Source organism: Sphingopyxis sp. SE2 (genome assembly GCF_032227185.1).
Taxonomy (GTDB): domain Bacteria; phylum Pseudomonadota; class Alphaproteobacteria; order Sphingomonadales; family Sphingomonadaceae; genus Sphingopyxis.
In genome coordinates this window covers 1,590,873-1,615,848 of sequence record NZ_JAPMXW010000001.1, presented here as the reverse complement: position 1 = coordinate 1,615,848, position 24,976 = coordinate 1,590,873, and the positions used below count along the sequence as shown (strand labels likewise).

General features: G+C 66.0%; 20 protein-coding genes. 18 read left to right on the top strand and 2 right to left on the bottom strand.

From position 1 onward, the window contains the following. The first annotated feature begins 39 nt into the window (after positions 1–39). The 18 genes from OVY29_RS07680 (at position 40) to OVY29_RS07595 (ending at position 21,187) form a co-directional block, all read left to right on the top strand. Positions 40–966 carry a heme o synthase gene (locus tag OVY29_RS07680; RefSeq protein WP_200880225.1) on the top strand — a complete coding sequence of 309 codons (927 nt, stop codon included), beginning with the start codon at positions 40–42 and terminating at the stop codon, positions 964–966. Next, positions 963–1,112: a hypothetical protein gene (locus OVY29_RS07675; protein ID WP_168707817.1), complete on the top strand. Its 150-nt coding sequence runs from the start codon at positions 963–965 to the stop codon at positions 1,110–1,112. The genes OVY29_RS07680 and OVY29_RS07675 overlap by 4 nt, the downstream gene beginning before the upstream one ends. An 8-nt stretch (positions 1,113–1,120) precedes the next feature. Further along, positions 1,121–1,669 carry a cytochrome c oxidase assembly protein gene (locus OVY29_RS07670; RefSeq protein ID WP_037557957.1) on the top strand — a complete coding sequence of 183 codons (549 nt, stop codon included), beginning with the start codon at positions 1,121–1,123 and terminating at the stop codon, positions 1,667–1,669. An 80-nt stretch (positions 1,670–1,749) separates the two neighbouring features. Further along, positions 1,750–2,625 (top strand): cytochrome c oxidase subunit 3, encoded by an 876-nt coding sequence (locus OVY29_RS07665; protein WP_037557806.1) that lies wholly within the window; start codon positions 1,750–1,752, stop codon positions 2,623–2,625. A gap of 19 nt (positions 2,626–2,644) precedes the next feature. Beyond that, positions 2,645–3,022 carry a DUF983 domain-containing protein gene (locus OVY29_RS07660; RefSeq protein ID WP_037557959.1) on the top strand — a complete coding sequence of 126 codons (378 nt, stop codon included), beginning with the start codon at positions 2,645–2,647 and terminating at the stop codon, positions 3,020–3,022. Next, a complete protein-coding gene (locus OVY29_RS07655) occupies positions 3,015–3,674 on the top strand; it encodes an SURF1 family protein (protein WP_052182514.1) in 660 nt (219 codons plus the stop codon). Before OVY29_RS07660 ends, OVY29_RS07655 begins: the two co-directional genes overlap by 8 nt. Before the next feature lie 27 nt (positions 3,675–3,701). Continuing rightward, the gene (thrC, locus tag OVY29_RS07650; RefSeq protein WP_037557809.1) at positions 3,702–5,099 is read left to right on the top strand and encodes a threonine synthase; all 1,398 of its coding nucleotides are present in this window, start codon (positions 3,702–3,704) and stop codon (positions 5,097–5,099) included. Positions 5,100–5,103: 4 nt separating this feature from the next. Continuing rightward, positions 5,104–5,982, top strand: a complete 879-nt coding sequence (locus OVY29_RS07645; protein ID WP_313912048.1) for a class I SAM-dependent methyltransferase — start codon at positions 5,104–5,106, stop codon at positions 5,980–5,982. Positions 5,983–6,154: 172 nt separating this feature from the next. Then, on the top strand, positions 6,155–9,166 hold the full coding sequence (locus OVY29_RS07640) for a TonB-dependent receptor (protein WP_037557810.1): 3,012 nt from the start codon (positions 6,155–6,157) through the stop codon (positions 9,164–9,166). Between the two features lie 105 nt (positions 9,167–9,271). Next, the gene (locus OVY29_RS07635) at positions 9,272–10,831 is read left to right on the top strand and encodes a tryptophan halogenase family protein (protein WP_037557812.1); all 1,560 of its coding nucleotides are present in this window, start codon (positions 9,272–9,274) and stop codon (positions 10,829–10,831) included. Further along, positions 10,828–11,547 (top strand): SapC family protein, encoded by a 720-nt coding sequence (locus OVY29_RS07630; protein WP_037557814.1) that lies wholly within the window; start codon positions 10,828–10,830, stop codon positions 11,545–11,547. Before OVY29_RS07635 ends, OVY29_RS07630 begins: the two co-directional genes overlap by 4 nt. Further along, positions 11,540–12,571, top strand: a complete 1,032-nt coding sequence (locus OVY29_RS07625) for a cupin-like domain-containing protein (RefSeq protein WP_037557815.1) — start codon at positions 11,540–11,542, stop codon at positions 12,569–12,571. The genes OVY29_RS07630 and OVY29_RS07625 overlap by 8 nt, the downstream gene beginning before the upstream one ends. Beyond that, positions 12,568–14,067 carry a tryptophan halogenase family protein gene (locus OVY29_RS07620; RefSeq protein WP_037557817.1) on the top strand — a complete coding sequence of 500 codons (1,500 nt, stop codon included), beginning with the start codon at positions 12,568–12,570 and terminating at the stop codon, positions 14,065–14,067. Before OVY29_RS07625 ends, OVY29_RS07620 begins: the two co-directional genes overlap by 4 nt. Further along, a complete protein-coding gene (locus OVY29_RS07615) occupies positions 14,067–15,008 on the top strand; it encodes a glycoside hydrolase family 16 protein (RefSeq protein WP_052182515.1) in 942 nt (313 codons plus the stop codon). Before OVY29_RS07620 ends, OVY29_RS07615 begins: the two co-directional genes overlap by 1 nt. Beyond that, positions 15,008–16,069: a LacI family DNA-binding transcriptional regulator gene (locus tag OVY29_RS07610; protein WP_152567711.1), complete on the top strand. Its 1,062-nt coding sequence runs from the start codon at positions 15,008–15,010 to the stop codon at positions 16,067–16,069. The genes OVY29_RS07615 and OVY29_RS07610 overlap by 1 nt, the downstream gene beginning before the upstream one ends. Continuing rightward, positions 16,062–17,255: an MFS transporter gene (locus tag OVY29_RS07605; protein ID WP_037557820.1), complete on the top strand. Its 1,194-nt coding sequence runs from the start codon at positions 16,062–16,064 to the stop codon at positions 17,253–17,255. The genes OVY29_RS07610 and OVY29_RS07605 overlap by 8 nt, the downstream gene beginning before the upstream one ends. A gap of 100 nt (positions 17,256–17,355) precedes the next feature. Then, positions 17,356–19,836 (top strand): glycoside hydrolase family 3 protein, encoded by a 2,481-nt coding sequence (locus tag OVY29_RS07600; RefSeq protein WP_037557966.1) that lies wholly within the window; start codon positions 17,356–17,358, stop codon positions 19,834–19,836. Between the two features lie 46 nt (positions 19,837–19,882). Further along, positions 19,883–21,187, top strand: a complete 1,305-nt coding sequence (locus OVY29_RS07595) for a sugar MFS transporter (protein ID WP_037557821.1) — start codon at positions 19,883–19,885, stop codon at positions 21,185–21,187. Positions 21,188–21,258: 71 nt separating this feature from the next. Here OVY29_RS07595 and OVY29_RS07590 read toward each other — a convergent pair whose 3' ends face one another. Both OVY29_RS07590 and OVY29_RS07585 read right to left on the bottom strand, forming a co-directional pair. Beyond that, complete coding sequence (locus tag OVY29_RS07590) at positions 21,259–22,395, bottom strand: diguanylate cyclase (protein ID WP_081933262.1); 1,137 nt, start codon at positions 22,393–22,395, stop codon at positions 21,259–21,261. Positions 22,396–22,737: 342 nt separating this feature from the next. After that, on the bottom strand, positions 22,738–24,867 hold the full coding sequence (locus OVY29_RS07585) for a S9 family peptidase (protein WP_200880226.1): 2,130 nt from the start codon (positions 24,865–24,867) through the stop codon (positions 22,738–22,740). Positions 24,868–24,976: the final 109 nt, after the last annotated feature.

Below are 24,976 nucleotides of genomic sequence, written 5' to 3'. Positions count from 1 at the left end.
TATGCCTCCTGCCGACAATCGGCAGGGGGCGTTTCCCTGATGGCCGGAGTGACCATGGCGCAGAGCCTGACCCACGGCGAAACGGCGCTTCCCGCCGACTGGCGCGACCTGTTCGCGCTGACCAAGCCGCGCGTCATGTCGCTGGTGGTGTTCACCGCGCTGTGCGGGTTGCTCGCGGCGCCGGGCGAGGTCCATCCGGTGCTCGCTTTTTCGTCGATCCTCGCGATCGCGCTGGGGGCAGGGGCGTCGGGCGCGCTCAACCAATGGTATGAGGCGGGGCTCGACGCGAAGATGAAGCGCACCGCCGGGCGGCCGCTTCCCGCGGGACGGCTCGACCGCCAGACCGCGTTGCAGTTCGGCGTCGGGCTTGCGGCCTTTTCGCTGTTCCTGATGCTGTTCGCGTCGAACTGGCAGGCGACCTTGCTGCTGCTCGCCTCGATCCTCTTCTACGTCTTCGTCTATACGATGTGGCTGAAGCCGCGGACGCCGCAGAATATCGTCATCGGCGGTGCGGCGGGCGCCTTTCCGCCGCTGATCGGCTGGGTCGCCGCGACGGGGTCGATCGCGCCGCTGCCGGTGCTGCTGTTCCTGCTCATCTTCCTGTGGACCCCGCCGCATTTCTGGGCGCTCGCGCTGTTCGTCCGCTCGGACTATGCCGCCGCGGGCATTCCGATGATGCCCGTCGTCGCGGGCGAGAAATCGACACGGCGCCAGATTCTCTTCTATGCGATCATCATGGCGATCGGCGCGATCGCGCCGTGGCCGCTCGGTTACACCGGCGCGCTTTACGGCTGGACCGCGGTGATCCTGTCGGCCATCTTCGTGCTGCTGTCGATCCAGGTCGGCACGCGCCGCACGGGCGAGGGCGATACGATGCAACCCGAAAAGCGGCTGTTCGCTTATTCGATCGCCTATCTTTTCATCCTGTTCGGCGCGGTCGTCGCCGACCATTGGTGGCCGCTATGACCGACGAACCCAATCTCGAGCCCTTCGATGAAGCCGAATATCGGCGCCGCCAGCGCAGCCGCGCCAACATGATGGCGTGGATGCTCGGCGCGCTCGCGATCCTCTTTTTCTTCATCACCATCGCCAAGATGCAGATTTTCGCATGATCGCCCGCATGTCCCCCAACGCGAAGACCGCCAGCCTCGCCGCGCTGCTCGCGCTGGCGATGGTGGGCCTCGGCTTCGCGGCGGTGCCGCTCTACGATCTCTTTTGCCGCGTGACCGGTTTCGGCGGCACGACGCAGCGTTACGACCCCGTCGCCGCGGCCGAGGAACCGAAGATCCTGTCGGACACCATTTCCGTGCGCTTCGACGCCAACGTCTCGCCGAACCTGCCGTGGAAATTCTATCCCGAGCATCCGACCGATACGGTCAGCATCGGCGCGCGCGACATGGCGATCTTCATCGCCGAGAATAATTCGGCCCAGCCGGTGGTCGGGACCGCGAGCTTCAACGTCACGCCGACGCAGGCAGGCCAATATTTCACCAAGATCCAGTGCTTCTGCTTCACCCAGCAACGGCTGGAGCCGGGGCAACAGATGCGCATGCCGGTGCTGTTCTTCGTCGATCCGAAGATCAAGGACGACCCTGACGCGCGCGACGTGCAGGAAATCACCTTAAGCTATACCTTTCACCCTGTAGACGAGGGTAAAAAGGCGAGCTAAGGCCGCGAACAAGAGTCTAACAAGGGCCGGCAGATGATGGGGAATCGTCATGCTGGGGCAGCAAAAACGGGAATTGTGACATGGCCGGTGCCAAACATCATGACTATCACCTCGTAAATCCCAGCGTCTGGCCGCTCATCGGCTCGGTCGCGGCGCTGACGATGTTCTTCGGTCTGGTGATGGCGATGCACGCCGACCATTTCGGCGGCGTCGGGAAATGGGTTCTCGGCCTTGGCTTCATGGGCGTGATCGCGACCTTCTTCAGCTGGTGGTCGGACGTCATCAACGAAGCGCATGCCGGCGACCATACCCCGGTCGTCCAGTTGCACCTGCGTTACGGCATGATCCTGTTCATCGCGTCCGAAGTGATGTTCTTCGTCGGCTGGTTCTGGGCCTGGTTCGACTTTTCGCTCTTCCCGGTTCCGATCGAATATGCCGAAGGCGCGGTCACCTCGTTGTTCGGCCAGGACGGCGCCGACGCGATCACCATGTGGCCGCCGAAGGGCATCGAAGTCATCGACGCCTTCTCGCTGCCCTTGCTCAACACGCTGATCCTGCTCTGCTCGGGCACCACGATCACCTGGGCGCACCATTCGCTGATCCACGGCGACCGCGAAGGTCTGAAGAAAGGCCTGTGGCTGACGATCATTCTCGGCGCCGTCTTCTCGGCGATCCAGGCCTATGAATATGCCCATGCGCCCTTCGGTTTCGGGCAGAGCAACTATAGCTCGGCCTTCTATATGGCGACCGGCTTCCACGGCTTCCACGTCCTCGTCGGCACGATCTTCCTGATCGTCTGCCTCGTGCGCACCTATAAGGGCCATTTCACCCCGCAGCAGCATTTCGGCTTCGAAGCCGCGGCGTGGTACTGGCACTTCGTCGACGTCGTGTGGCTGTTCCTCTTCATCATCGTCTATGTCTGGGGTGGCTGGGGCGCGCCGGTCGCAGCGCACTAAATTGCCCGACGACAACCAAATGCAAAAGGGGCAGCCGCCGGTCTGGCGCGCTGCCCTTTTTGGCCTCTGCCCGCAGTGCGGCGCGCAGACATTGTTCGAGGGGCCGGTGAAATTCGCGCCGCACTGCCGCGTCTGTGCGCTCGATTTCGGCCGCTATAATGTCGGCGACGGGCCCGCGGCGTTCCTGACGCTGATCATCGGTGCGTTGCTGATCGCGATCGCGTTGACGCTCGATGCGCTGGTCCGGCCGCCCTTCTGGGTACATGTGCTCTTGTGGGTGCCGCTGACCGCCGCCGCGGTCGTTTACGGCCTGCGCGTCGGCAAAGCCGCTTTGCTGGCGAGCGAGCATCAGCGCCAGGCCGGCGAGGGGCGTAAGGTGGAGGACGAAAATGACTGATCCCGCCGGACCCGCGAACGATCCGGTGCCCGCGCGGCGCTGGCCGCTGATCCCGACGCTGCTCGTCCTCGCCGCGGTCGCGGTGATGATCGCGCTCGGCGTCTGGCAGCTGCAGCGCAAGAGCGAGAAGGAGGCGCTGATCGCGCTCTACCAGCGCAACATGGCGATGTCGTCGCTGGTGACCTACCCCGAACTGCCGCCGGTTCCCGATGCGATGCTCTATCGCAAGAGCAGCGTCGTGTGCCTCGAACCGGTGCGCTGGGACCCGCGCAGCGGCACCGACCGCGAGGGGAGGTCCGGCATCCGCATGATCGCCGACTGCCGCGCCGGCGCCGAAGGGCCCGGCGTGCTCGTCGACGTCGGCATCGGCGACGATTTCAAACCGCCGAAATGGGCGGGCGGCACGGTGCAGGGAACGATCGTCCCGGGCCCCGAGCAGCCGACGGTGATGGAGCGGGCGACGGGCAAGGCGGCGCCCGCGCGCGCGATGCTCGTCGCCGATGCGCCGGTGGCTGGCCTGCGCGCGAGCGGAGTGCCGTCGGCCGACGATACGCCGAACAACCATCTCGCCTATGCGGTGCAATGGTTCCTGTTCGCCGCCGCGGCGCTCGTCATCTATATATTGGCTGTCCGTCGCCGCTTGCGACCTTGATCGCCCCCCGCTAGGCGCATCTGCGTCATGGAATATATCAGCACCCGCGGCTCTGCGCCGACCCTCGACTTTCGTGCCGCGACGCTCGCGGGGCTTGCCGGCGACGGCGGGCTTTATGTTCCGGCGAACTGGCCGCGGATGTCGACCGACGAAATCCGCGCGCTCGCCGGGCTCGACTATGTCGAAACCGCGGTACGGGTGATGGCGCCGTTCGTCGAAGGCGCGCTGAGCGAGGACGAGCTGCGCGGGCTGTGCAAGGCCGCCTATGGCCGCTTCAGCCACGACGCGGTGACGCCGCTCGTCCAGCTCGACCATCGTCACTGGCTGCTCGAACTCTTTCACGGCCCGACGCTCGCGTTCAAGGACGTCGCGCTGCAACTGCTCGGCCAGCTGTTCGAAAAATTCCTCGCGGGCGGCGAGACCGATATCACGATCGTCGGCGCGACCTCGGGCGATACGGGGTCGGCGGCGATCGAGGCGGTCGCCGGGCGCGAGCATATCCGCATCTTCATGCTCCACCCCGAAGGCCGCGTCAGCGACGTCCAGCGCCGCCAGATGACGACGGTGCTAGCGCCGAACGTCCACAATATCGCGATCGACGGCAGCTTCGACGACGCGCAGGCCATGGTGAAGCGGCTGTTCGGCGACGAAGAGGCGCGGAGCCATGTGACGCTGTCGGCCGTGAACAGCATCAACTGGGCGCGGCTGATGGCGCAGATCGTCTATTATTTCTATGCCGCGGTTCGCCTCGGCGGGCCCGACCGCGCAGTTGCATTCTCTGTGCCGACGGGCAATTTCGGCGACGTGTTCGCGGGCTATGTCGCGGCGCAGATGGGGCTGCCGATCGCGCGGCTCGTCGTCGCGACCAACGTCAACGACATTCTCCACCGCGCGCTGACCAGCGGCGATTACAGCGCCGGGACGGTCACGCCGACCGCGACGCCGAGCATGGACATTCAGGTCAGCAGCAATTTCGAGCGGCTGCTCTTCGACCTCGCGGGGCGCGACGGCGCCGCGATCACCGCGATGATGGGCGAATTCGACACGGACCGCGCGATGACGATCCCCGCCGACATGCTGGCGGGCGCGCGCGACCTGTTCGCGAGCGCGAGCATCGACGGCGACACGATGGCGCTCGCGCTGCGCTGGGCGCAGGAGCGCGGCGGGCAGGTGATCGACCCGCACAGCGCGGTCGGCCTTGCCGCGGCGCGCACGCTCGACATCGATGCCGACATTCCGGTGGTCACGCTCGCGACGGCGCATCCCGCGAAATTCCGCGAGGCGGTCGAGCGCGCCACCGGCGTGCGCCCGCCGCTGCCCGCGCGGCTCGGCAATCTGTTCGAGCGCGAGGAACGTTATACGAAGCTTCCCGGCGACTATGACGCGGTGAAGGCGTTCATCCTCGCGGAAGCCGCGCGTGGCTGATCTGCTGCCCCTCGTCACGCTCGTCGGCGAGGCGTGGGCCGATTATGGGCTGGTCGACAGCGGGAACGGGCGCAAGCTCGAACGCTATGGCCGCTATCGCTTCATCCGCCCCGAGCCGCAAGCGATGTGGGCGCCCGCGCTGCCGCAAAGCGAATGGGACAAGGCCGACGGCGAATTCATCCCGGCGTCGGACGACGATGGCGGGGGGCGCTGGTATTACGACAAGCCGGTTCCGGCCGAAGGCTGGCCGCTCGCGTGGCGCGAGACGCGTTTCACCGCGTCGTGCACGCCCTTTCGCCATCTCGGCTTCTTTCCCGACATGGCGCCGGTGTGGGACTGGCTGCGCGAGCAAGTGGCGGACAAGGCCGAGCCCGCTTTCCTCAACCTCTTCGGTTATACCGGCGTCGGCAGCCAGGCGCTCGCCGCCGCGGGCGCGTCGGTGACGCACGTCGATGCGTCGAAGAAATCGGTCGGACAGGCGCGCGAAAATGCCGCGCTCGCCGGCATGGGCGACAAGCCGGTGCGCTGGATCGTCGACGATGCGGGGAAATTCACCGCGCGCGAAGTGCGGCGCGAGCGGCGTTACGACGCGATCCTGCTCGATCCGCCGAAGTTCGGACGCGGTCCCGGTGGTGAACGCTGGCAGATCGAGGAGGGGCTCGCGCCGCTGCTCGCCGATTGCCGCCGCTTGCTCGACGCGGACAGCCGGGCGCTGTTCCTGACCGTCTATGCCGTGCGCATGTCGGCGCTCGCGATCGGCGAACTGCTCGCGCAGCTTTTCGCCGACCTGCCCGGCAAGATCGAGTGCGGCGAACTCGCGGTGCGCGAGGAAGCGCGGGGGTTGTTGCTGCCGACCGCGATTTTTGCGCGCTGGAGCCGCTGACGCTTTTCCGCGCCTGGCGTTTGCTGCATACGTTTGCCGCACAAAAAACCGCAGCATTGTGACCCAAATGCCGCGCTCGACTCGTTGACAATGAGAACGTTCCCATTTAGATAACGTTCACATAACGGGAATGCCGCCACCAAAAGAGAGCGGCTATGTGGGAGGAACGGGGATGCGGGCATCTCAAAAACAGTGGCTTGCCAAATTTCTGGCGGGGACTTCGGCGCTGTCGATGATGGGCGTCGCGCAGGTCGCGGTCGCGCAGGAAGCGCCGGCCGACAGCGAAGTGAACGGCGACGAGATCATCGTCACCGGCATCCGCGCCTCGCTCGCGGCCTCGGCCGACATCAAGCGCGAGGCGCAGGGCGTCGTCGATGCGATTTCGGCGGAAGACATCGGCAAATTCCCCGACACCAACCTCGCCGAATCGCTCCAACGCATCACCGGCGTGTCGATCGACCGCTCGAACGGCGAAGGCTCGCTGGTCACGGTTCGCGGCTTCGGTCCCGAATTCAATCTGGTGACGCTCAACGGCCGCCAGATGCCGACCGCGCTGATCGGCGACGGCGGCAGCGCGCCGTCGTCGCGTTCGTTCGACTTCGCCAACCTCGCGTCCGAAGGCATCGCGTCGGTCGAGGTCTATAAGAGCGGCCGCGCGACGATCGAGTCGGGTGGCATCGGCTCGTCGATCAATATCCGCACGCCGCGCCCGCTCGACAATCCGGGGATGCGCGGCAGCCTGTCGGCCAAGGCCGTCTATGATACGTCGCGCAACGGGGGCGATACGGTCACGCCCGAAGTATCGGGCATCTTCAGCACGACCTTCGCCGACGATCGCGTCGGCATCATGGTCGCGGGGTCGTATCAAAAGCGCAAGTCGAGCACCAACCGGGCGAACGTCGGTTGGCGCGACGGCTATCTCGGTAACGAGAACAACTGGGGTTCGCTGGCCAACCCGACCCGTATCGTCGACGGGGTGGAAGTGCCCGATCCGCGCTATGCGAACATCACGAACCGGCCGGGGCCGGACGATGTTTATCAAGTGCCGCAGAACGCGTCCTACGACCTCAACGACATCAACCGCGAGCGCATCAACGGGCAGGCGGTGCTGCAGTTCCGGCCGACCGACGAGCTGACCGCGACGGTCGATTATATCTATTCGCGCAACACCGTCGAAACGCGGAACAGCAATGTCGGCGTGTGGTTCAACCATGAAAACACGTCGAGCGCGTGGACCGACGGGCCGGTCGCCGGGCCGATCTTCTATAGCGAGGAATTTGCCGCGCCGGACGGGACGCCCGGACCCGATGCGCTCTATGGCGGCAAGGATCTGTCGTACAGCGGCGCGCTGATCGAGAACCGGGCGGAGAATAATTCGCTCGGGTTCAACCTCGAATGGAAGGGCACGAACGGCGTGACCTTCGAGCTCGACGCGCATCATTCGACCGCCGAGGTCAATCCGGTCAACCGCTTCGGGTCGAGCATGTCGCTGGGCAATGCCGTGTTCGGCGTCCAGAACCAGACGATCAATTTCGAGAATGACCTGCCGGTCATATCCTATGGCATGTACCCCGGCATCGATCCGCTCGATGCGTCGCTGATCACGCCGACGGGCAACGCCTTCCGCAACGCCTTTTTCCGCAACCGGATCAACCAGGTGCAGTTGCGCGGCCAATATGATCACGACGACGGCTTCCTCGACAGCATCGATTTCGGCGTGTCCTATGTCGACAGCAAGGTGCGCTCGGCGTTCGGTACGGTCCAGAACGACGACACCTGGGGCGGGGCGGGGCCCGCGTCGGATATTCCCGACGACATTTTCAAACTGGTCACCTTGCCCGACAAGTTTCCGGGCCTTGCCCAATCGGGAATGATCGAGAGCTTCTATAGCTTCGATTTCGAACGGCTGGCTGATCTCAACGAGCAGAATTATCAGGTTTGCAGCAATCCCGCGACGGGCTCCGCCCAACCGGGAACCTGCCTGGCGAACTTCAACACCGATCGACGCATCACCGAAAAGACGCTGGCGCCCTATTTGCAGGTGGCGACCGTATTCGACCTGTTCGAGAATCCGGCGCATCTGGTCGCCGGTATCCGCTACGAGACGACCGACATTTCGTCGGCGGCGCTGGTGCCGGTGCCCGTCACCACCCGCTGGATCGGCGACAATGAACTCAACGTCGTCTTTTCGGGCGAGAGCGACTTCACGCGGTTCAAAGGCTCCTATGACAATTGGCTGCCCGCGATCGATTTCGACATCTCGCCGATGCAGGACGTCAAGCTGCGCGCATCGTACAGCCACACGATCACGCGCCCCGACTATGCCAGCATGCAGGGCGGGCGGACGATCGACACGCTGTTCCGCGTCGGCGGCGGCTTTGGCGCGCAGGGCAATCCGGGGCTCATCCCGTATAAATCGAAGAATATCGACCTGTCGGCGGAATGGTATTACGGCCGCGATTCCTATCTGTCGGTGGGCTATTTCCACAAGGATGTGAAAAACTTCATTTCCTCGACGCGGATCGACGCGAGCGCCTTCGGCCTGACGACGCCGGTCGGCGGGCCGCGCTGGAATGCCGCGATCGCCGCGCTCGGCGCAGACGCGACCGTGGCCGACATCCGCGAATATATCATCGACACCTTCCCCGACACGGTCACGGGCAACATCATCAACGCGGCGCCCGGCGATCCGCTGGTCAATTTCGAGATTACGACGCCGGTGAACAGCGACCAGACCGCGTCGCTCAACGGCTGGGAATTCGCGCTCCAGCACAGTTTCTGGGACACGGGTTTCGGCGTGATCCTGAACTATACGATCGTCAACGGCGATGCGACTTACGACAACAGGCTGCCGTCGTCGGTCCCGCAGTTCGCGCTGACCGGCCTCAGCGACAGCGCCAACGCCGTGGCTTTCTATGACAAGAATGGCATCCAGGCGCGTGTCGCATGGAACTGGCGCGACGAATTCCTGGCAGGAACGGGCCCCAACCCCTTCTATACCGAGGAATATTGGCAGATCGATGCCAGCGCGAGTTACGAGTTCATCCCGGGGCTCACAGGCTTTGTCGAGGCGATCAACCTGACCGGCGAAGGGCGCCGCGGGCACCTCCGCCACAAGAATAATGTCAACTTCGTCGAGCCGGGCTTCGCCCGCTACGCGGCAGGGGTCAGGTTCAGCTTTTAGGGCGGCGGGCCATTTCCGCCGGGTCGCAGGCAAGAGAGTTGCGCCTTTTTCGGGCGCGGCTCTTTTGCGTGACGAGGGCGGTTTCGCGGCCTAGGATCGAAGACAATGAATAGCGCGAGCGCGATCGAGAGGATTGTCATCGTGGGCGGTGGCACCGCCGGCTGGCTGGCGGCAGCACGCCTCGCCAGTTCGCCGCGGGCGATGGCGGGCCGGCTTTCGGTGACGCTGATCGAGGCGCCCGATATTCCGACGATCGGTGTCGGCGAGGGCACCTGGCCGACAATGCGCGCAACGCTCGGGGCGATCGGTATCGGCGAGGGCGAATTTCTCGCCGCGTGCGACGGGTCTTTCAAGCAGGGGTCGCGGTTCGACGGCTGGGTCACCGGCGCGGCGGACGACCGCTATCTCCACCCCTTCACCGCGCCGCCCGCGGCGCCGACGACCGAACTGCTTGCGGCGTGGCGCTCGGGCGCCGCCGACCTGTCTTTCGCCGCGGCGATGACGCCGCAGGCGCATGTCTGCGACCTGAACCTCGCGCCGCGGCAGCGGGCGATGCCCGATTATCAGGGTGCGGCGAATTATGCCTATCATCTCGACGCCGGGAAATTCGCGGCGCTGCTTGCGCGCCACGCGGTGCAGCGACTGGGCGTGCGGCATGTGGCCGATCATGTCACGGGCATCGATGCAGACGGAGCGGGCGGAATCGCCTCGGTCTCCACGCACCAGAATGGTGAAATCGCGGGCGATCTGTTCATCGACTGCACCGGCCATGCGTCGCTGTTGATCGGCGGGCATTTGGGGGTCGATTGGATCGACCGCGGCGATACGCTGTTCAACGACCGCGCGCTCGCGGCGCAGGTGCCGGTGACGCCGGGCAGCCCGGTCGCATCGCAGACGGTATCGACCGCGCACGAAGCGGGCTGGATCTGGGACATCGGCTTGCCGGGGCGCCGCGGCATCGGCTGCGTCTATGCGAGCCGCTTCATGGACGACGATGCGGCGGAGGCGGTGCTGCGTGCCTATATCGCGCGCGCGCTGCCCGATGCGCCCGAGGTTCCGGCGCGGCGGCTGAGCTTCCCGACCGGGCATCGCGCGCGCTTCTGGGAAGGCAATTGCATCGCGGTCGGCCTGTCGGCGGGTTTCATCGAGCCGCTCGAAGCCTCGGCGATCGTGATGATCGAACTGTCGCTGAACGCGCTGATCGACAATTTTCCCGCGAGCCGCGCGGCGCTGCCGATCCACGCCGCGCGGTTCAACGAGCTGTTCCGCTATCGCTGGGACCGCATCGTCGAGTTTCTGAAGCTGCATTACGCGCTCAGCCGGCGCGAAGAGCCCTATTGGCTGGCGCAGCGCGACGCGGCGCATATCCCGCCGCGGCTGGCCGAGATGCTGGCGCTCTGGCGCGACCAGCCGCCGTCGGTCTGGGACTTCCCGCGCGTCGACGAGATTTTCTCCGCCGAGAGCCATCAATATATTCTCTATGGCATGGGCTTTCCGGTCCCCGCCGATCTGCCGGCGACGGGCGGGCGTGCGGCCGGGCTGCTTGCCGACAACCGCCAGCGCGCGCGGTCGCTCGCCGCGGCGCTGCCCGCCAATCGCGATTATCTCGACGCCCTGCGACCCGGCGCCCATGCCGCCGCGGCGCGACAGGAAGGAATTGGATGACCCGCCACGCCGTTCTCGACAATATGACCCACCGCGAATTGCGCGTGCGCACCGACGCCGGGGCGGAACTGGGCGACGATGTCATGGCGACGCTGACCGTGCCGACCGAGTTCCGGCGCGTGCAGGCGCATTTCCCGATCCTGTTCCGCCGCGAAACCGGACGCGACGATTTCACCGCGCTCGCGATGTTCGGATTCCAGAATGGCGAGAATCTGTTCCTCGAAGGGGCACGCTGGGATGCGCGCTATCGCCCGCTGTCGCTTGCGATCGGGCCGTTCCTGATCGGGCGGCCGGCGGGCGGCGAGGGGGCGGGGCAGGTCCATATCGACCTCGACCATCCGCGGATCGCCGGCGCGAGCGACGGCGTGCGGCTGTTCGACGGCGAAGGGAAAGCGACCCCCTATCTGGACGAGATCGCCGAGCGGCTCGGCGATCTCGACGAAGGCTATCGCGAGAGCAAGGCCTTTTACGATGCGCTGCTCGCCTATGACCTGCTCGAACCCTTCAGCCTCGAGGTCACGCTCGACGATGGTTCGGTTCATTCGCTCGTCGGTTTCCATATCATCGACGAGGCGAAGCTGCGCGGGCTCGACGCCGAGGCGCTCGGCGCGCTGCACGCGGCGGGGCATCTGATGCCGATGTTCATGGCGCTCGCGTCGCTGTCGCAACTGTCGGCGCTCGTCGCGCGCAAGAACCGCAGGCTCGGCGGTGGCTGAACAACCCGGCGCCTTTACCGGCCGCCTCGCGCGGGTGCCCGAGCGGCCATGGGACAAGGGGGCGGGGCCGGGCGCGTTGCTGGAAGGCGCGCGCGAGCCCTTTGTCCTGCGCGGGCTCGTCGCCGACTGGCCGCTCGTCGAAGCGGGCAGGAAGTCGGCGCGCGATGCGCGGCGCTATCTACTGGACCATGCGCGCGATCGGCCCTTCAAAGTGTCGATCGGCCCGCCGGGGCACGACGGGCGGCTGTTCTACGACAACGAAATGCAAATGAATTTCCGCGTCGGGACGGGCAAGCTCGCGGATATTTTTGCCGGTATCGATACGGCCGAGGAACGCGGCGAGGCGCGCACCGTCTATCTGGCATCGATCGATATTCCGTCGCATTTCGACGGGCTCGACGAAGCGAACGGGGTCGAGCTTGGGACACGCGATCCTTTGAAGAGCATCTGGATCGGCACGCGGACCAAGATCGCGGCGCACAACGACTTTCCCGACAATCTGGCGTGCTGCGCCGCCGGACGTCGCCGCTTCACGCTGTTCCCACCGGGCGCGTTCCGCAACCTCTATCTCGGGCCGATCGACAATACGCCCGCGGGGCGCGTCGTCAGCATGGTCGATTTCGACGCGCCGGACCTCGCGAAGCATCCGCGCTTCGTCGAGGCGATGGCCGAGGCGCTGACGGTGGAGCTCGAACCCGGCGATGCGATCTTCATCCCGTCGATGTGGTGGCACCATGTCGAGGGGCTCGCCGACTTCAACATCCTCGTCAATTATTGGTGGCGCCGCACCCCGGCATGGCTCGGCCAGCCGCAGGCGGCGCTCAACCACGCGATCCTCGCGATCCGCGACCTGCCGGCCGAAGACAAGGCGATCTGGCGTGAACAGTTCGACCATTATGTCTTCGAAAACGACGCCAGCGTCACCGACCATATTCCCGAAACCGCGCGCAGCATCCTCGCCCCGCTCACGTCCGAGACGGCGGGGCGGCTGCGCGCCTTCTTGCTGAGGGCCTTGAGTAAATGAGCGACAGGAAACCGGTTCAGCGCGTCGTGATCGCGGGCGGCGGCACCGCGGGCTGGATGATGGCGGCGGCGATTGCGCGCACGATGGGACATACCGTCGATCTGACGCTGGTCGAGTCCGAGGCGATCGGCACGATCGGTGTCGGGGAATCGACGATCCCGCCGCTTGTCAATTTCAACCGCATCCTCGGCATAGCCGAAACCGAGTTCATGCGCGCGGCGCAGGCGACCTTCAAACTCGGCATATTGTTCGATAACTGGAAGCACGACGGCGACAGCTATTTCCACAGCTTTGGCCTCAGCGGGAAGGATCACTGGTCGGCGGGCTTCCAGCATTTCTGGCTCAACGCGCGCGAGCGCGGGCACGAGCAGCCTTATGCCGATTATTGCCTCGAGCTCGTCGCGGGGATGCAGGGCAAGTTCGCGCACCTTCCCGAAGAGCGCATGAACTATGCCTATCATGTCGATGCGACGCTTTATGGCCGCTATCTACGCAAACTGGCCGAGGCCGACGGCTGCAAGCGCGTCGAAGGCAAGATCGCGCGTGTCGAACTCGATGGGACAAGCGGCGACATCGCGGCGCTGCACCTCGACGGCGAGCGGCGGATCGAGGGCGATATGTTCGTCGACTGCACGGGCTTTCGCGGCCTCTTGATCGAAGGCGCATTGCACGCGGGGTTCGAGGACTGGGGGCATTGGTTGCCCAACGACAGCGCTATCGCGGTGCAGGCGAAACATCTGGGGCCGCCGATGCCCTATACACAGGCGATCGCGCACGACGCGGGCTGGCAATGGCGCATCCCGCTGCAGCACCGCATGGGCGCGGGGATCGTCTATGCAAGCGGCTATCTGTCGCGCGATGCGGCGTATGAGCGGCTGATGAGCAGCGTCGGCGAGCCGCTGATCGAACCCTTCGACATCAAGTTCCGGGGCGGGGTGCGGCGCAAGCAATGGTTCCGCAACTGCGTCGCGGTGGGGCTTGCAGGAGGCTTCGTCGAGCCGCTCGAGGCGACGACGGTGCATCTGATCCAGCGCGCGGTGCTGCGCTTCATCCGGCTGATGCCGAACGGCCGCGTCAGCGAGCGCGACGCGATGGAGTTCAACGACCAGCAGCGGCTCGACATCGAGCAGATCCGCGACTTCGTTGTCTTGCACTATAAGGCGACGAACCGGCGCGACAGCCCCTTCTGGCGCCATGTCGCGGCGATGCCGATCCCCGATTCGCTGCAGCAGAAGATCGAGCTGTTCCGCGAAACGGGGCGCGTCTTCCGCAAGAATGAGGAATTGTTCGCCGAGAATAGCTGGGTGCAGGTGATGATGGGGCAGGGGATCGAGCCGCAGACCTATCACCCGATCGCCGCCAAGCTGCGCGACGACGAGGTCGAGCGCCTGTTCCAGACGCTGCGTGACAATATCGAGCAGACGGTCGCGACGCTGCCCGAGCACCACTCCTATGTCGCGCGCTATTGCGGCGCCGAGGAGCCGAAGGCGGCTTGATGCGCGCAGCAGCGATCCTGATGCTGGCCGCTGCGCCGGCCGTCGCCGCGGCGCAGCAGCCTGCGGACGCCGGATGGCGGCTCGTCTGGTCCGACGAGTTCGACGGACGCGCGATCGATCGCGGCAAATGGGATTTCGACGTCGATTGCTGGGGCGGCGGCAATAGCGAGCGCCAATGCTATACCGACCGAACCGCGAACGCGGTGGTCGCGGACGGCAAGCTTGTCGTCACCGCGCGCAAGGAGGCGATGACCGGGCCGGCGTTCCCGCTGTCGCAGCGCGGCGACCCCGAAAAGGCGAAGGCAGAGGCGACGAAGCCCTTTACCTCGGCGCGGCTCGTCACGCGCGGCAAGGCGGCGTGGACCTACGGGAAGATCGAGGTACGCGCAAAGCTGCCGCAGGGGCAGGGGACGTGGCCGGCGATCTGGATGCTGCCCGAGGCCAATCGTTACGGCAGCTGGGCGGCATCGGGCGAGATCGACATATTGGAGGCGGTGAACCTGGGCGTGCAGTGCGATACCTGCGCGGGCGGGGTAGAGAACCGCATCCTCGGCACGCTGCATTTCGGGGGCCAATGGCCCGATAATAAATATAAGGGCGACGAAACCGCGCTTCCCGCGCCGCTCGACGGGTTCCATATCTTCGGCATCGTCTGGCAAAAGGGCAAGATCGTCTGGACGGTCGACGGCAAGCCCTATGCGACGCGCGTCGCGAGCGAATGGTCGACGAGCGGATCGAACGATCCCGCGGCGCCGTTCGACCGCCCCTTCCACCTGATCCTGAACCTCGCGGTCGGCGGCGGGCTCGCCGAAGGACGCGGGCTGAAGGGTGTTGACGAAAGCGGATATCCGAAAAACATGGAAATAGATTGGGTTCGCGTCTGGCAATGTGGCGGTGATGCCGTTAGCGATTGCGGCAGCAGGGGGGATCAAGGCGAATAATGGGGCGTCGGCGGCAGTCGGTCACGATCAAGCATGTTGCAGCCGACGCGGGCGTGTCGCTGCAGACGGTGAGCCGCGTCATCAACGACGAGCCCAATGTCCGCCCCGAGATGAAGGAACGCGTCCAGGCGTCGATAGACAAATTGGGCTATGTCCCGTCGATCGCGGCGCAGCGGATGAGCGGGTCGCGCTCCTATCTGATCCTCGCGATCAACGACCGCGAGCGCACGATCGCCGACTGGCAGGGGCGGCAGGGGGTCGACTGGGTCGACCAGATGCTGCTCGGCGGGATGCTGAAATGCGCCGAATATGGCTATCGCATGATTTTCGAGCTGGTTGACACGCACAACGACCATGTCGAGCGCGAACTGCGCGCGGCGATCGCTGCGCTCCAGCCCGACGGCGTGATCCTGACCCCGCCGCATTCGGACAACCCGCTGATCGTCGGGCTGCTCGACCAGCAGAAGATCCCCTTCGCGCGCATCGGATCGCGCGGCGGCGCGGCGGGAATCGCGCTGACGATGGACGATGAGGGATCGGCGCGGCGCGCGACGCGCCACCTGATCGACCTCGGTCACACGCGGATCGGCTTCATCGCGGGATCGCCCGAATATAGCCTCAGCCGCTGGCGCATCGACGGCTGGGCGGGCGAGATGGCGACGGCGGGGCTCGCGACCGATGGGCTGCTCGTCGAGGGCGATTTCACCTATGCGTCGGGGGCGAGTGCGGCGCGGCAACTGCTCGACGGTGCGAACCCACCGACCGCGATCATCGCGAGCAGCGACCAGATGGCGTTGGCGACGCTGGAGGTCGCGCGCGAAAGAGGGCTCGACGTGCCCGGCGAGCTTTCGATCGTCAGCTTCGACAATACGCCCGTGGTGCGCTTCACCCAGCCGGCGCTGACCGCGGTCGATCAGCCGGTCGCCGAGACCGCGTCGCGCGCGGTCGAGCTGATCATCGCGGCGCAGCGCGGTGCCCCGCGCCCGACCGAACCGACGCGGGTGCAGGGCGGGCTGGTCCCGCGAGGATCGACCGCCGCGCCGGCAATCGTCCATGGCTGACAGCGTCGCAGCGCGGCGCCAGTCGCTTCCCTTCCTGCTCCTCTATGCACTTGCCTGGGCGGGTGGGGCGATCGCCTATGTTCCGTTCCTGACGATCTGGCTGCCGGCGCGCATGACCGAGCTGGCCGGAGCGGCCGATGTTCAGACCCTCGGCTATACCACCTTCTTCGGGGCGATCGCGGCGAGCGCCGGGGGCATCCTTTTCGGCTGGCTCAGCGACCGGACGCGCAATCGGCGCGGCTGGGTGCTGGCCGGGCTGGTGCTCAGCATTTCGCTGCTGCTCCTCGTCCCGCGCGCGCACGATGTCTGGACGCTCGTTGCTATCATCCTCGGCTGGCAACTCGCACTCAACATGATGCTCGGGCCGCTTTCGGCCTGGGCGGGGGATTGCGTCCCCGATGCGCAAAAGGGGCTGCTCGGCGGGCTGCTCGCTTTCTCGCCCGCGCTCGGCGCCTGGTCGGGCGCGCTCGTGACCTGGCCGGGCCTCGTTTCGGGCGACAGCCGCTTGGCCGTCATCGCGCTGCTCGTCGCGAGCGCGGTGCTCCCGGTGTTGCTGTTCGGCCGGCCGCGCGCCTTTCCCGAACTGACCGCGCCCCCGGCGCGCGCCGCCGATGCGCCCCGGCAGCGCCCGAGCGGGCCGGCGGTGCGGATGTGGCTCGCGCGCCTCTTGGTCCAGATCGCCGAGGCGGCGCTCTTCGCCTATCTCTATTTCTGGTTCCGTTCGATCGATCCCGATATGCACGACAATGAAAAGGCGCGTATATTCGGGGTCGCGCTGACGCTTGCGATACCGATCGCGCTGGCGAGCGGCCGGTGGGCCGACCGCAACGACCGGCCCTTCCTGCCGCTCGTTGCCAGCGCGGCCGTGTCGGCAGCCGGGATGATCGGCATGGCCTTCGCGATCGAGCTCGACACGGCAAAGGCGAGCTATCTGGTGTTCGGCGTTGCAACGACGGTGTTCCTGTCGCTCCATGCCAGCCAGACCTTGCGCATATTGCCGCGTTCGGACCGGCGCGGACGCGATCTCGGCATCTTCAACCTGACCAATACGATGCCGTCGCTGATCATGCCGTGGCTGACCATTTCGCTCGTCCCCGGCTTCGGATTCGACGCGCTTTTCCTGTTGCTTGCCGGGCTCACCGCGATCGCGGTGCTGCTGCTCGCGACGATGCCGCGTCCACGCTGACGCACCCTCCCGAACAAGCCCAACAGAGTGCTTGATTTCATTCGGCCCCTATGCGACATCGAATATTGATAACGTTCACATTATGGGGATGGGAGAGACGATGCGCCGACAGGCAATGGTGATCGCGACCGCGCTGCTTCTGGCGGGAACCGCAATGGCAGCGACGCAGGACTCCGGCGGCGCGGCGACCGTCCATCCCGAACTCTGGCCCGCGGCGAAGAGCCCGGCCGCCATCACCGACGCCGCGACCGAGGCGCGCATCGACGCGCTGATGAAGAAAATGACGATCGAGCAGAAGGTCGGCCAGCTGATCCAGGGCGACATCAGCACGATCACGCCTAAGGATCTGGAGGCCTATCCGCTCGGGTCGATCCTCGCGGGCGGCAACAGCGGCCCCAATGGCAATGAACGTTCGAGCGCCGCCGACTGGGCGAAGCTTGTCGGCGAATTTCGTGCCGTCTCGATGAAGCCGCAGGCGAATGGAGTCGCGATCCCGATCATTTTCGGGGTCGATGCCGTCCATGGGCATAATAATATCCCGGGCGCGACGCTCTTTCCGCACAATATCGGGCTCGGCGCGGCGCGCGATCCCGAACTGATCCATCGCATCGGCGCGGTCACCGCGGCCGAGATCGCGGGCAGCGGCATCGAATGGACCTTCGCGCCGACGCTCGCCGTGCCGCAGGATCTGCGCTGGGGCCGCAGCTATGAAGGCTATGCCGCCGATCCCCAGCTCGTCGCCGCATATGCGAAAGCGATGGTGCTGGGGCTGCAGGGCAAGCTCGCCCCAGGCAAGACCGTCGATGCAAGCCATGTCGCCGCGACCGCCAAGCATTTCCTCGCCGACGGCGGGACGTTCGAGGGCAAGGACCAGGGCGATGCCAAGGTCGACGAGAAGGAACTGATCGCGAAACATGCGATGGGTTATCCCGCCGCGATCGACGCGGGCGCGCTGACCGTGATGGCGAGCTTCTCGAGCTGGCAGGGGGTCAAGCATCATGGCAACAAGGGGCTGCTGACCGACGCGCTTAAGGAGAAGATGGGCTTCGAAGGCTTCGTCGTCGGCGACTGGAACGGCCATGGGCAGGTCGCGGGGTGCAGCGTCACCGATTGCGCGCAGTCGATCAACGCCGGGCTCGACATGTTCATGGCGCCCGACAGCTGGAAGGGTCTTTACGAAACGACGCTGAAACAGGCGAAGGACGGCACGATCGCCGCTGCGCGCCTCGACGATGCGGTGCGCCGCATCCTGCGCGTCAAATACAAGCTGGGGCTGTTTCCCGAAGGCCATGTCGACCGCAGCGCCGTGAAGGCGGTCGGGACGCCCGATCATGTCGCCGTGGCGCGCGAGGCCGTCGCCAAGTCGCTCGTTTTGCTGAAAAACAATGGCAATGTCCTGCCGGTCAAGCCCGGCGCGCGCGTGCTCGTCACGGGTCCGGGCGCCGACAATATGGCGATGCAATCGGGCGGCTGGACGATCAGCTGGCAGGGCACCGACGTCGTGCGGTCGGACTTCCCGAACGGGCAGACGATCTGGGAAGCGCTGGACAAGGCGGTCGGCGATGCGGGTGGCAAGGCCGTGCTGTCGGAAAGCGGGAGCTTTGCCGAAAAGCCCGACGTCGCGATCGTCGTGTTCGGCGAAGCGCCCTATGCCGAGTTCCAGGGCGACGTCGCGACGCTCGATTATCAGCCGACCGAAGCCACCGATCTGGCGACGCTCAAGAAGCTGAAGGCGGCGGGCATTCCGGTGGTCGCGCTCTTCCTCTCGGGGCGGCCGATGTTCACCAACCCCGAAATCAACGTCGCCGACGCCTTCGTCGCGGCCTGGCTGCCGGGCTCGCAGGGCGCGGGCGTCGCCGACGTGCTCGTCGCGGGCAAGGACGGCAAGACCGCGCGCGGCTTCACCGGCACGCTGCCCTTCGCCTGGCCCTCCGATGCGCGCTCGCCGGTCGAAAAGCCACAATTTGCCGCAGGCTACGGGCTGAAATATGGCGATACGACGACGGTGCCGCAGCTCTCGGAAGAGCTGGGCGTCGATATTTCGGCGGCGCTGAACGTCGAGAATTTCTTCTCGGGCGGCCGCGCGCGGGCGCCGTGGGTGCTGTCGATCACCGATGCGGGGGGCAAGCGCCCGGTCGAATCGGCGCCGATCGCGAGCCCCGGCGGCATGATCGCGGCGCGCTCGGTCGACGTGCGCGCGCAGGAAGACGGCAAGAGCTTCACTTGGACCGGCCCGGCCACGCTCGAGCTGACCGGGCCCTATGCCGACCTGTCGCGCCAGCTCAATAACAGCTTCGCGCTTCGCGTCGACTGGCGGGTCGATGCCGCCGGCGGCGCGCCGGTCAGCCTCGCGCTGGGCGGCAAGGCGTTCGACATTTCGGAGGTGGTCAAGGCGGCGGCGCGGGGTCAGGTTTCGACGATCAAGGTCCCGCTGCGCTGCTTCGCCGATGCGGAGGCGAATTTGCGGCAGGTCGACAATGCGGTGACGGTCAAGGCCGACAAGGGCTTTGCCGCGACGCTGCTGAATACGAATGTCGAGGCCGTCGGCGAGAATCTGCCTTGCCCGCCCGCCGCAAAATGACAAGACCGGGCGCGGGATAGCCAGAAAACAAGGTTTGGAGAGAGACATGGCATTGGCGCCGAGCGTTGCGACGAGTGTGGACCCGAACGCGGTCGAACAGCCCGGCAAGGGAGGGGGCGGCACCAAAGTCGTGCTGATCCTCGCCTTCGCGGTGTTTTTCCTGCTCGGCGGGGTGACGAACATCAACGACCTGCTCGTCGGCAAGTTCAAGCCGATGTTCCATTTGACGCATGCCGAGGCGAACCTCGTGCAGATGGCGTTTTTTATCGCCTATGGCGCCTTTTCGATCCCCGCCGGGATCATCATGTCGAAGCTCGGTTATATCCGCACCTTCGTGCTCGGCTTCATCATCGTGGCGGCCGCCGCCTTCCTGTTCATCCCGGCGTCGGCCGCGGCATCCTATCCCGGATTTCTTGCCGCGCTCTTCTGCATCGGCGCGGGGATCACGGTGCTTCAGGTCGCGATGAATCCGGTGATCACGACGCTGGGGCCCGTCGAAACCTCGCACAGCCGGCTGACCTTTGCGCAGGCGTTCAATTCGATCGGCGTGTTCCTGATGGTCTATGGCGGCGCGGCCTTTCTGCTCGGCGATGAGCAGCCGATCGACGCCGAGACCTCTACCGAGGCACAAATTCAGGCCTATCGCGTCGCCGAGGGTGCTTCGATCGGCACCGCCTATATGTGGCTCGGCGTGCTGATGCTGGTCATCGCCGCAGTGTTCTGGATGTACCGGTCGGCGCTCGACCACGCCAGGACCGACGCTGTGAAGCTGGAGGGCACCTGGGGCCTCTTGACTCACAACCGACGCGTCCAGTTCGGCGCGCTGTGCATCTTCGTCTATGTCGGCGCCGAAGTGGCGATCGGGTCGAACCTGATGGCCTATCTCGCCGAGCCGAGCGTGATGGGGCTGGGGCTCCAGGCGGCGGGCAAGCTGGTTGCGATGTACTGGCTGGGCGCGCTGGTCGGCCGTTTGCTCGGCGGTTTCATCCTGCGGCTGGCCAAGCCGGGACGGGTGCTCGCGACCTTTGCGGCCGGCGCGATTTCGCTGATCATCCTGTCGGCGGTGACCACGGGGGCGCTCTCCGGCTGGGCGCTGATTCTGGTGGGCTTCTGCAATTCGCTGATGTTCCCGACGATCTTCAGCCTCGCGACCGAGGGATTGGGCGAACGGACGCCGCAGGGGTCGGGCATCATGTGCACCGCGATCATCGGCGGGGCGATCGTCCCGTTTCTGTTCGGAACGGTGGCCGATCTCAGCGGCGATATCCGCATCGCGCTGGCGGTCCCGCTGATCTGCTATGCGATCATCGCGAGTTTCGGGTGGTGGACGACGCGCCCGGCGACGGCATGATAGTGCCGCGGGCGGCCGGCGCTGGTGCCGGCCGCCCGCGGGCCCCCGCCCCCCTTGTGGGAAAGTGAAGTCTAGGCCGGGTCGGCGATGCGGATGCAGTTCCGGCCGGCGGCCTTGGCCTTGTAGAGCGCCTCGTCCGCCGCCTTGAGCGCGGCGCGCGTGTCGCCATAGCCGAAGACGTCGGCAACCCCGCCCGAGAAGGTGATCTGGCCGAAAGGTTCGTCGGTCTTGCGGTTGATCAGCCGCCGGTCGGCAAGCGCTTCGCGCGCGTCGTCGAGCTTGGCTGCGGCCTCGGTCGGGGTCAGGCCGCGGAATAGCATGACGAATTCCTCGCCGCCGTGCCGCGCGACATGGCAATGATCGTTCGAGATGCGCGCCAACGTATCGGCGATCGCCTTGATCACGCGGTCGCCCGCCTCGTGGCCGTGGATGTCGTTGACTTTCTTGAACTCGTCGATGTCGCAGAAGGCGACGCTCAGCGGTTCGAGAGCGGCGCGCGCTTCCTTGTGGTGCCGGTCGAGCAGGACCTCGAAGGCGCGGCGATTGGGCAAGCCGGTCAGATAGTCGAGCTCGGCGTCGCGTTTGGCGCGTTCGAGGCTCCGCCGCAGCGCTTTCGCTTCGTCCTCGCTCTTGCGCATATCGTCTTCGGCCTTGCGCGTGCGGTCGAGCATCACTTTGGCGAGATCCGCGAGGCTGGAAACGATACGGCCGGTCTTCTCGAGCTGCTCGAGATCGGTGACATGCTGTTCGAGCTCGATCCCATAGTCGCTCGTGACGGTCCGGGCTTCCTTCGTATTCGCCTGAAAGGCCTCGATATTCGTTTCGAGCCGCGTCATCAGCCGGTCGATTTCGACGCGATCGGGCTGGCCCGCTTCCTGATCATCGAGTTCGTTGAGCCATTTCTGGCTGATCCCCTCGGCGGTCTGCGCCTGCGCGACGATCTGTCGCGCGAGCCGCGGGTTGCGCCCCGAAAAGGCGCCATGCGCGATCAGGAGGTTCGTCGGCGACACGTCGAGGTCGTTGTCGACGAGGAAAGAGGTGATCGAAGCGGCGAGCTCGTAACGCGCCTCGCGCGCCAGATGGCGCGGGCCGCCGGGGTCGGGGGGCGCAAGGCCGCCATCGGGGGCGCTGCCGCGTGCGTGGCGAAGCCCCAGCCAACCCAGGAGCCGCCCTACCGGCTCGTTCGATGCTGTCGCTTTGGTGGTCATGCGAGCTTTAACGAGCGCGCGCGGCCGGATTTAAGCGCGACTTTGCTCCGTTTCGGCGGGATTTGGCGGTGGCAAGCGGCGTCATGGATGGAGGAACTGCGATCCATTCGTCAAAACAGAGACTTAGATCGAACTGCGAAATCTAAATCATCCGCATCCCCGAGCCCTTCGACTGCCCTGGCGGGCGCTCAGGATAAACTTCGGCCTTTGGCCGAAGACGAGGGGCTCGCTCGAGCGGAGCGAGAGCCGCGTAGTGACGCTGCCTCGACTTCGCTCGGCATAGCCCCTCGTCTTCGCTCGGGGATGCGGGCCAGGTTGGAACTCAGTGTTTAGCGTTTCCGCTCACGCGACGCAGCGCATGGCGAAGGCCCAGAAGAGCGCCATTTCCTTATATTCGCTCGCGAGGTCGGCACTGCCCTGGTGGCCGCTGTCCATATCGGTCATCAACATCGCGGGATTGCCGCTCGTCGACTTCTGCCGCACCTCGGCGACCAGCTTCGCCGGCTCCCAATAGGCGACGCGGTCGTCCTTGAGCCCGGCGGTGCAGAGCAGCGGCGGATAGGGGGCCGCGCGGACATTTTCATAGGGCGAGATCGAGGCGATATAGTCGTAGGCCCTGGGGTCGGCGAGCGGGTCGCCCCAGTCGGGACGGAACAGCGGGACGAGCGGATGCGTCGCATCGCTCATCGTGTTGAGCATGTCGACGAACGGCACCTTTGCGATCACGCCCCCCCATAGCGTAGGCGCGATATTCATGCTCGCGCCGACCAGCAGTCCGCCGGCCGAAAGGCCATAGGCGACGACCTTGCCCTTCGCCGTATAGCCTTCGGCGGCGAGATATTCGGCGCAGGCGACGAAATCGGTGAAGCTGTTGCGCTTGGTGAATTTGCGGCCGCCGAGGAACCAGCGGCGGCCCTTCTCCGACCCGCCGCGGACATGCGCGATCGCGTAGCGCCAGCCGCGATCGACGAGCGCGAGCGCGGGAATCGAAAATTCGGGATCGCTCGGCACGCCGTAGGAACCATAGCCATATTGGAGGAGCGGCGCCTTGCCGTCCTTGGGCGCGCCGCGGCGCGACAACAAGGTGATCGGAACCAATTCGCCGTCGGGGGCGGGGGCGAACAGGCGTTCGACCTGATAATCGTCGGGGTCGAAGCTTTCGACCTTCTGCTGCTGAACGACCGTCTGTCCGCCGCTCGCGAGGTCGACGCGGATCCAGCGGCGCGGCGATTTGGGCGACTGGTGCGCGATCAGCACCGAAGCCGCGTCATAGCTTTGTTCGGGCGGGAGTTCGATCGCATAGGCGGGATCGTCGAAGGAGATCGCCTGCTCCGATCCGTCGGGGCGGAGGATGACGAGGCGGTGCAGGCCCTCGGCGCGTTCGAGCCGGACGAGTGCGCGCTGGAACGGCAGGATCGACAGGATCGGCGTGCCCGGGCGGTGCGGGACGAGCGCGGCGAGCGTGCGGAAATCCTTTGGGTCGAGGCGCAGCAACTGCATGTCGAAGGCATCGTCACGGTCGGTCAGCGCGACGAGACCGCCGTCCCATTCGTCGATTTCGTAACGCACGCCCGCCTTGCGCAGCCAGACCGGGGCAGGCGCGGCGGTTTCGTCGCGCGCGGGCACGAGGCGGACTTCGGCGGTCTCGGGACCCGCGAGCGTCAGCGCGACGAAGCCATCGGCCGCTGTGCGCTTGACCGACATGAAGATCGCCGGGTCCTTCTCCTCATAGACGAGATCGGTGGTCTTGCCGTCGACCGACGTGCGATAGAGCCGCGTCGGCCGGTTGCGCGCGTCGCGCCAGATCCAGAACAGCCAGCGCGACGAGGGCGAGAAGACGAGCCCGCCATAGCCATAGGCGTCCTTGTCGACGATCGTGCGGATCGCGCCGTCTTGATTGTCGCGGATGCAGATGCGGTGGCGGTCGTTGCCGATGACATCCTCGGCCCACGCAAACCAGCGATGGTCGGGGCTCGGCTGGTGGCCGGTGCTGCGGAAATAGGGCTGGCCTTCGGCGCGCACGCTTTCGTCGACGAGCAGTTCGGCCTTATCGTCGCCGCGCTGGCGGCTGTAGCGCGCGTGCGTCGCACCCGGCGGGATCGCGGAGGAATAGGTCCAGCCGTCCTTTTCGAGCGCGGGCGCCGCAGCGGCATCCGAACCGCGCGCCAGCATCGCGCGGACCAACTCGGCTTGCGTCGCCTCGGTCGGCTTCAGCACCGCATCGGCATAGGCGTTTTCGTCGGCGAGCATCTTCGCGACCGGCGCGGGCAGGTTGGTCCGGTCGCGCTCGCCGCTTTCCGGAATGAATTTCATCCAGCTATAAGCATCGTCGCGCGTGCGGCCCAATTGCTCGATCACGTCCGAAATGCGGGGCGATTGCGGCGGCGCGACCGCGGGCCAGCGTCGGGCGGGACCCTTGGCCCAAACAGCGCGGTTTCCGAGCAGGAAGACCGCCATCGCGGCACCGCTCATAAACGCTCTCCGACCCATATTTCCGATGCTGCGCATGCGACCCTCTTTCGACCGGCGGGATGTTCGGTCCAGTCTATGACGGCGCCGATGGCTTACTGCGCCGATCAGG

What these genes read in the sequence shown, in the direction of transcription:
- OVY29_RS07680 (WP_200880225.1), top strand. Translation starts at nt 40, where the DNA reads ATGGCCGGAGTGACCATGGCGCAGAGCCTGACCCACGGCGAAACGGCG.
- OVY29_RS07675 (WP_168707817.1), top strand. Translation starts at nt 963, where the DNA reads ATGACCGACGAACCCAATCTCGAGCCCTTCGATGAAGCCGAATATCGG.
- OVY29_RS07670 (WP_037557957.1), top strand. Translation starts at nt 1,121, where the DNA reads ATGTCCCCCAACGCGAAGACCGCCAGCCTCGCCGCGCTGCTCGCGCTG.
- OVY29_RS07665 (WP_037557806.1), top strand. Translation starts at nt 1,750, where the DNA reads ATGGCCGGTGCCAAACATCATGACTATCACCTCGTAAATCCCAGCGTC.
- OVY29_RS07660 (WP_037557959.1), top strand. Translation starts at nt 2,645, where the DNA reads ATGCAAAAGGGGCAGCCGCCGGTCTGGCGCGCTGCCCTTTTTGGCCTC.
- OVY29_RS07655 (WP_052182514.1), top strand. Translation starts at nt 3,015, where the DNA reads ATGACTGATCCCGCCGGACCCGCGAACGATCCGGTGCCCGCGCGGCGC.
- thrC (WP_037557809.1), top strand. Translation starts at nt 3,702, where the DNA reads ATGGAATATATCAGCACCCGCGGCTCTGCGCCGACCCTCGACTTTCGT.
- OVY29_RS07640 (WP_037557810.1), top strand. Translation starts at nt 6,155, where the DNA reads ATGCGGGCATCTCAAAAACAGTGGCTTGCCAAATTTCTGGCGGGGACT.
- OVY29_RS07635 (WP_037557812.1), top strand. Translation starts at nt 9,272, where the DNA reads ATGAATAGCGCGAGCGCGATCGAGAGGATTGTCATCGTGGGCGGTGGC.
- OVY29_RS07630 (WP_037557814.1), top strand. Translation starts at nt 10,828, where the DNA reads ATGACCCGCCACGCCGTTCTCGACAATATGACCCACCGCGAATTGCGC.
- OVY29_RS07620 (WP_037557817.1), top strand. Translation starts at nt 12,568, where the DNA reads ATGAGCGACAGGAAACCGGTTCAGCGCGTCGTGATCGCGGGCGGCGGC.
- OVY29_RS07615 (WP_052182515.1), top strand. Translation starts at nt 14,067, where the DNA reads ATGCGCGCAGCAGCGATCCTGATGCTGGCCGCTGCGCCGGCCGTCGCC.
- OVY29_RS07610 (WP_152567711.1), top strand. Translation starts at nt 15,008, where the DNA reads ATGGGGCGTCGGCGGCAGTCGGTCACGATCAAGCATGTTGCAGCCGAC.
- OVY29_RS07605 (WP_037557820.1), top strand. Translation starts at nt 16,062, where the DNA reads ATGGCTGACAGCGTCGCAGCGCGGCGCCAGTCGCTTCCCTTCCTGCTC.
- OVY29_RS07600 (WP_037557966.1), top strand. Translation starts at nt 17,356, where the DNA reads ATGCGCCGACAGGCAATGGTGATCGCGACCGCGCTGCTTCTGGCGGGA.
- OVY29_RS07595 (WP_037557821.1), top strand. Translation starts at nt 19,883, where the DNA reads ATGGCATTGGCGCCGAGCGTTGCGACGAGTGTGGACCCGAACGCGGTC.
- OVY29_RS07590 (WP_081933262.1), bottom strand. Translation starts at nt 22,395, where the DNA reads ATGACCACCAAAGCGACAGCATCGAACGAGCCGGTAGGGCGGCTCCTG.
- OVY29_RS07585 (WP_200880226.1), bottom strand. Translation starts at nt 24,867, where the DNA reads ATGAGCGGTGCCGCGATGGCGGTCTTCCTGCTCGGAAACCGCGCTGTT.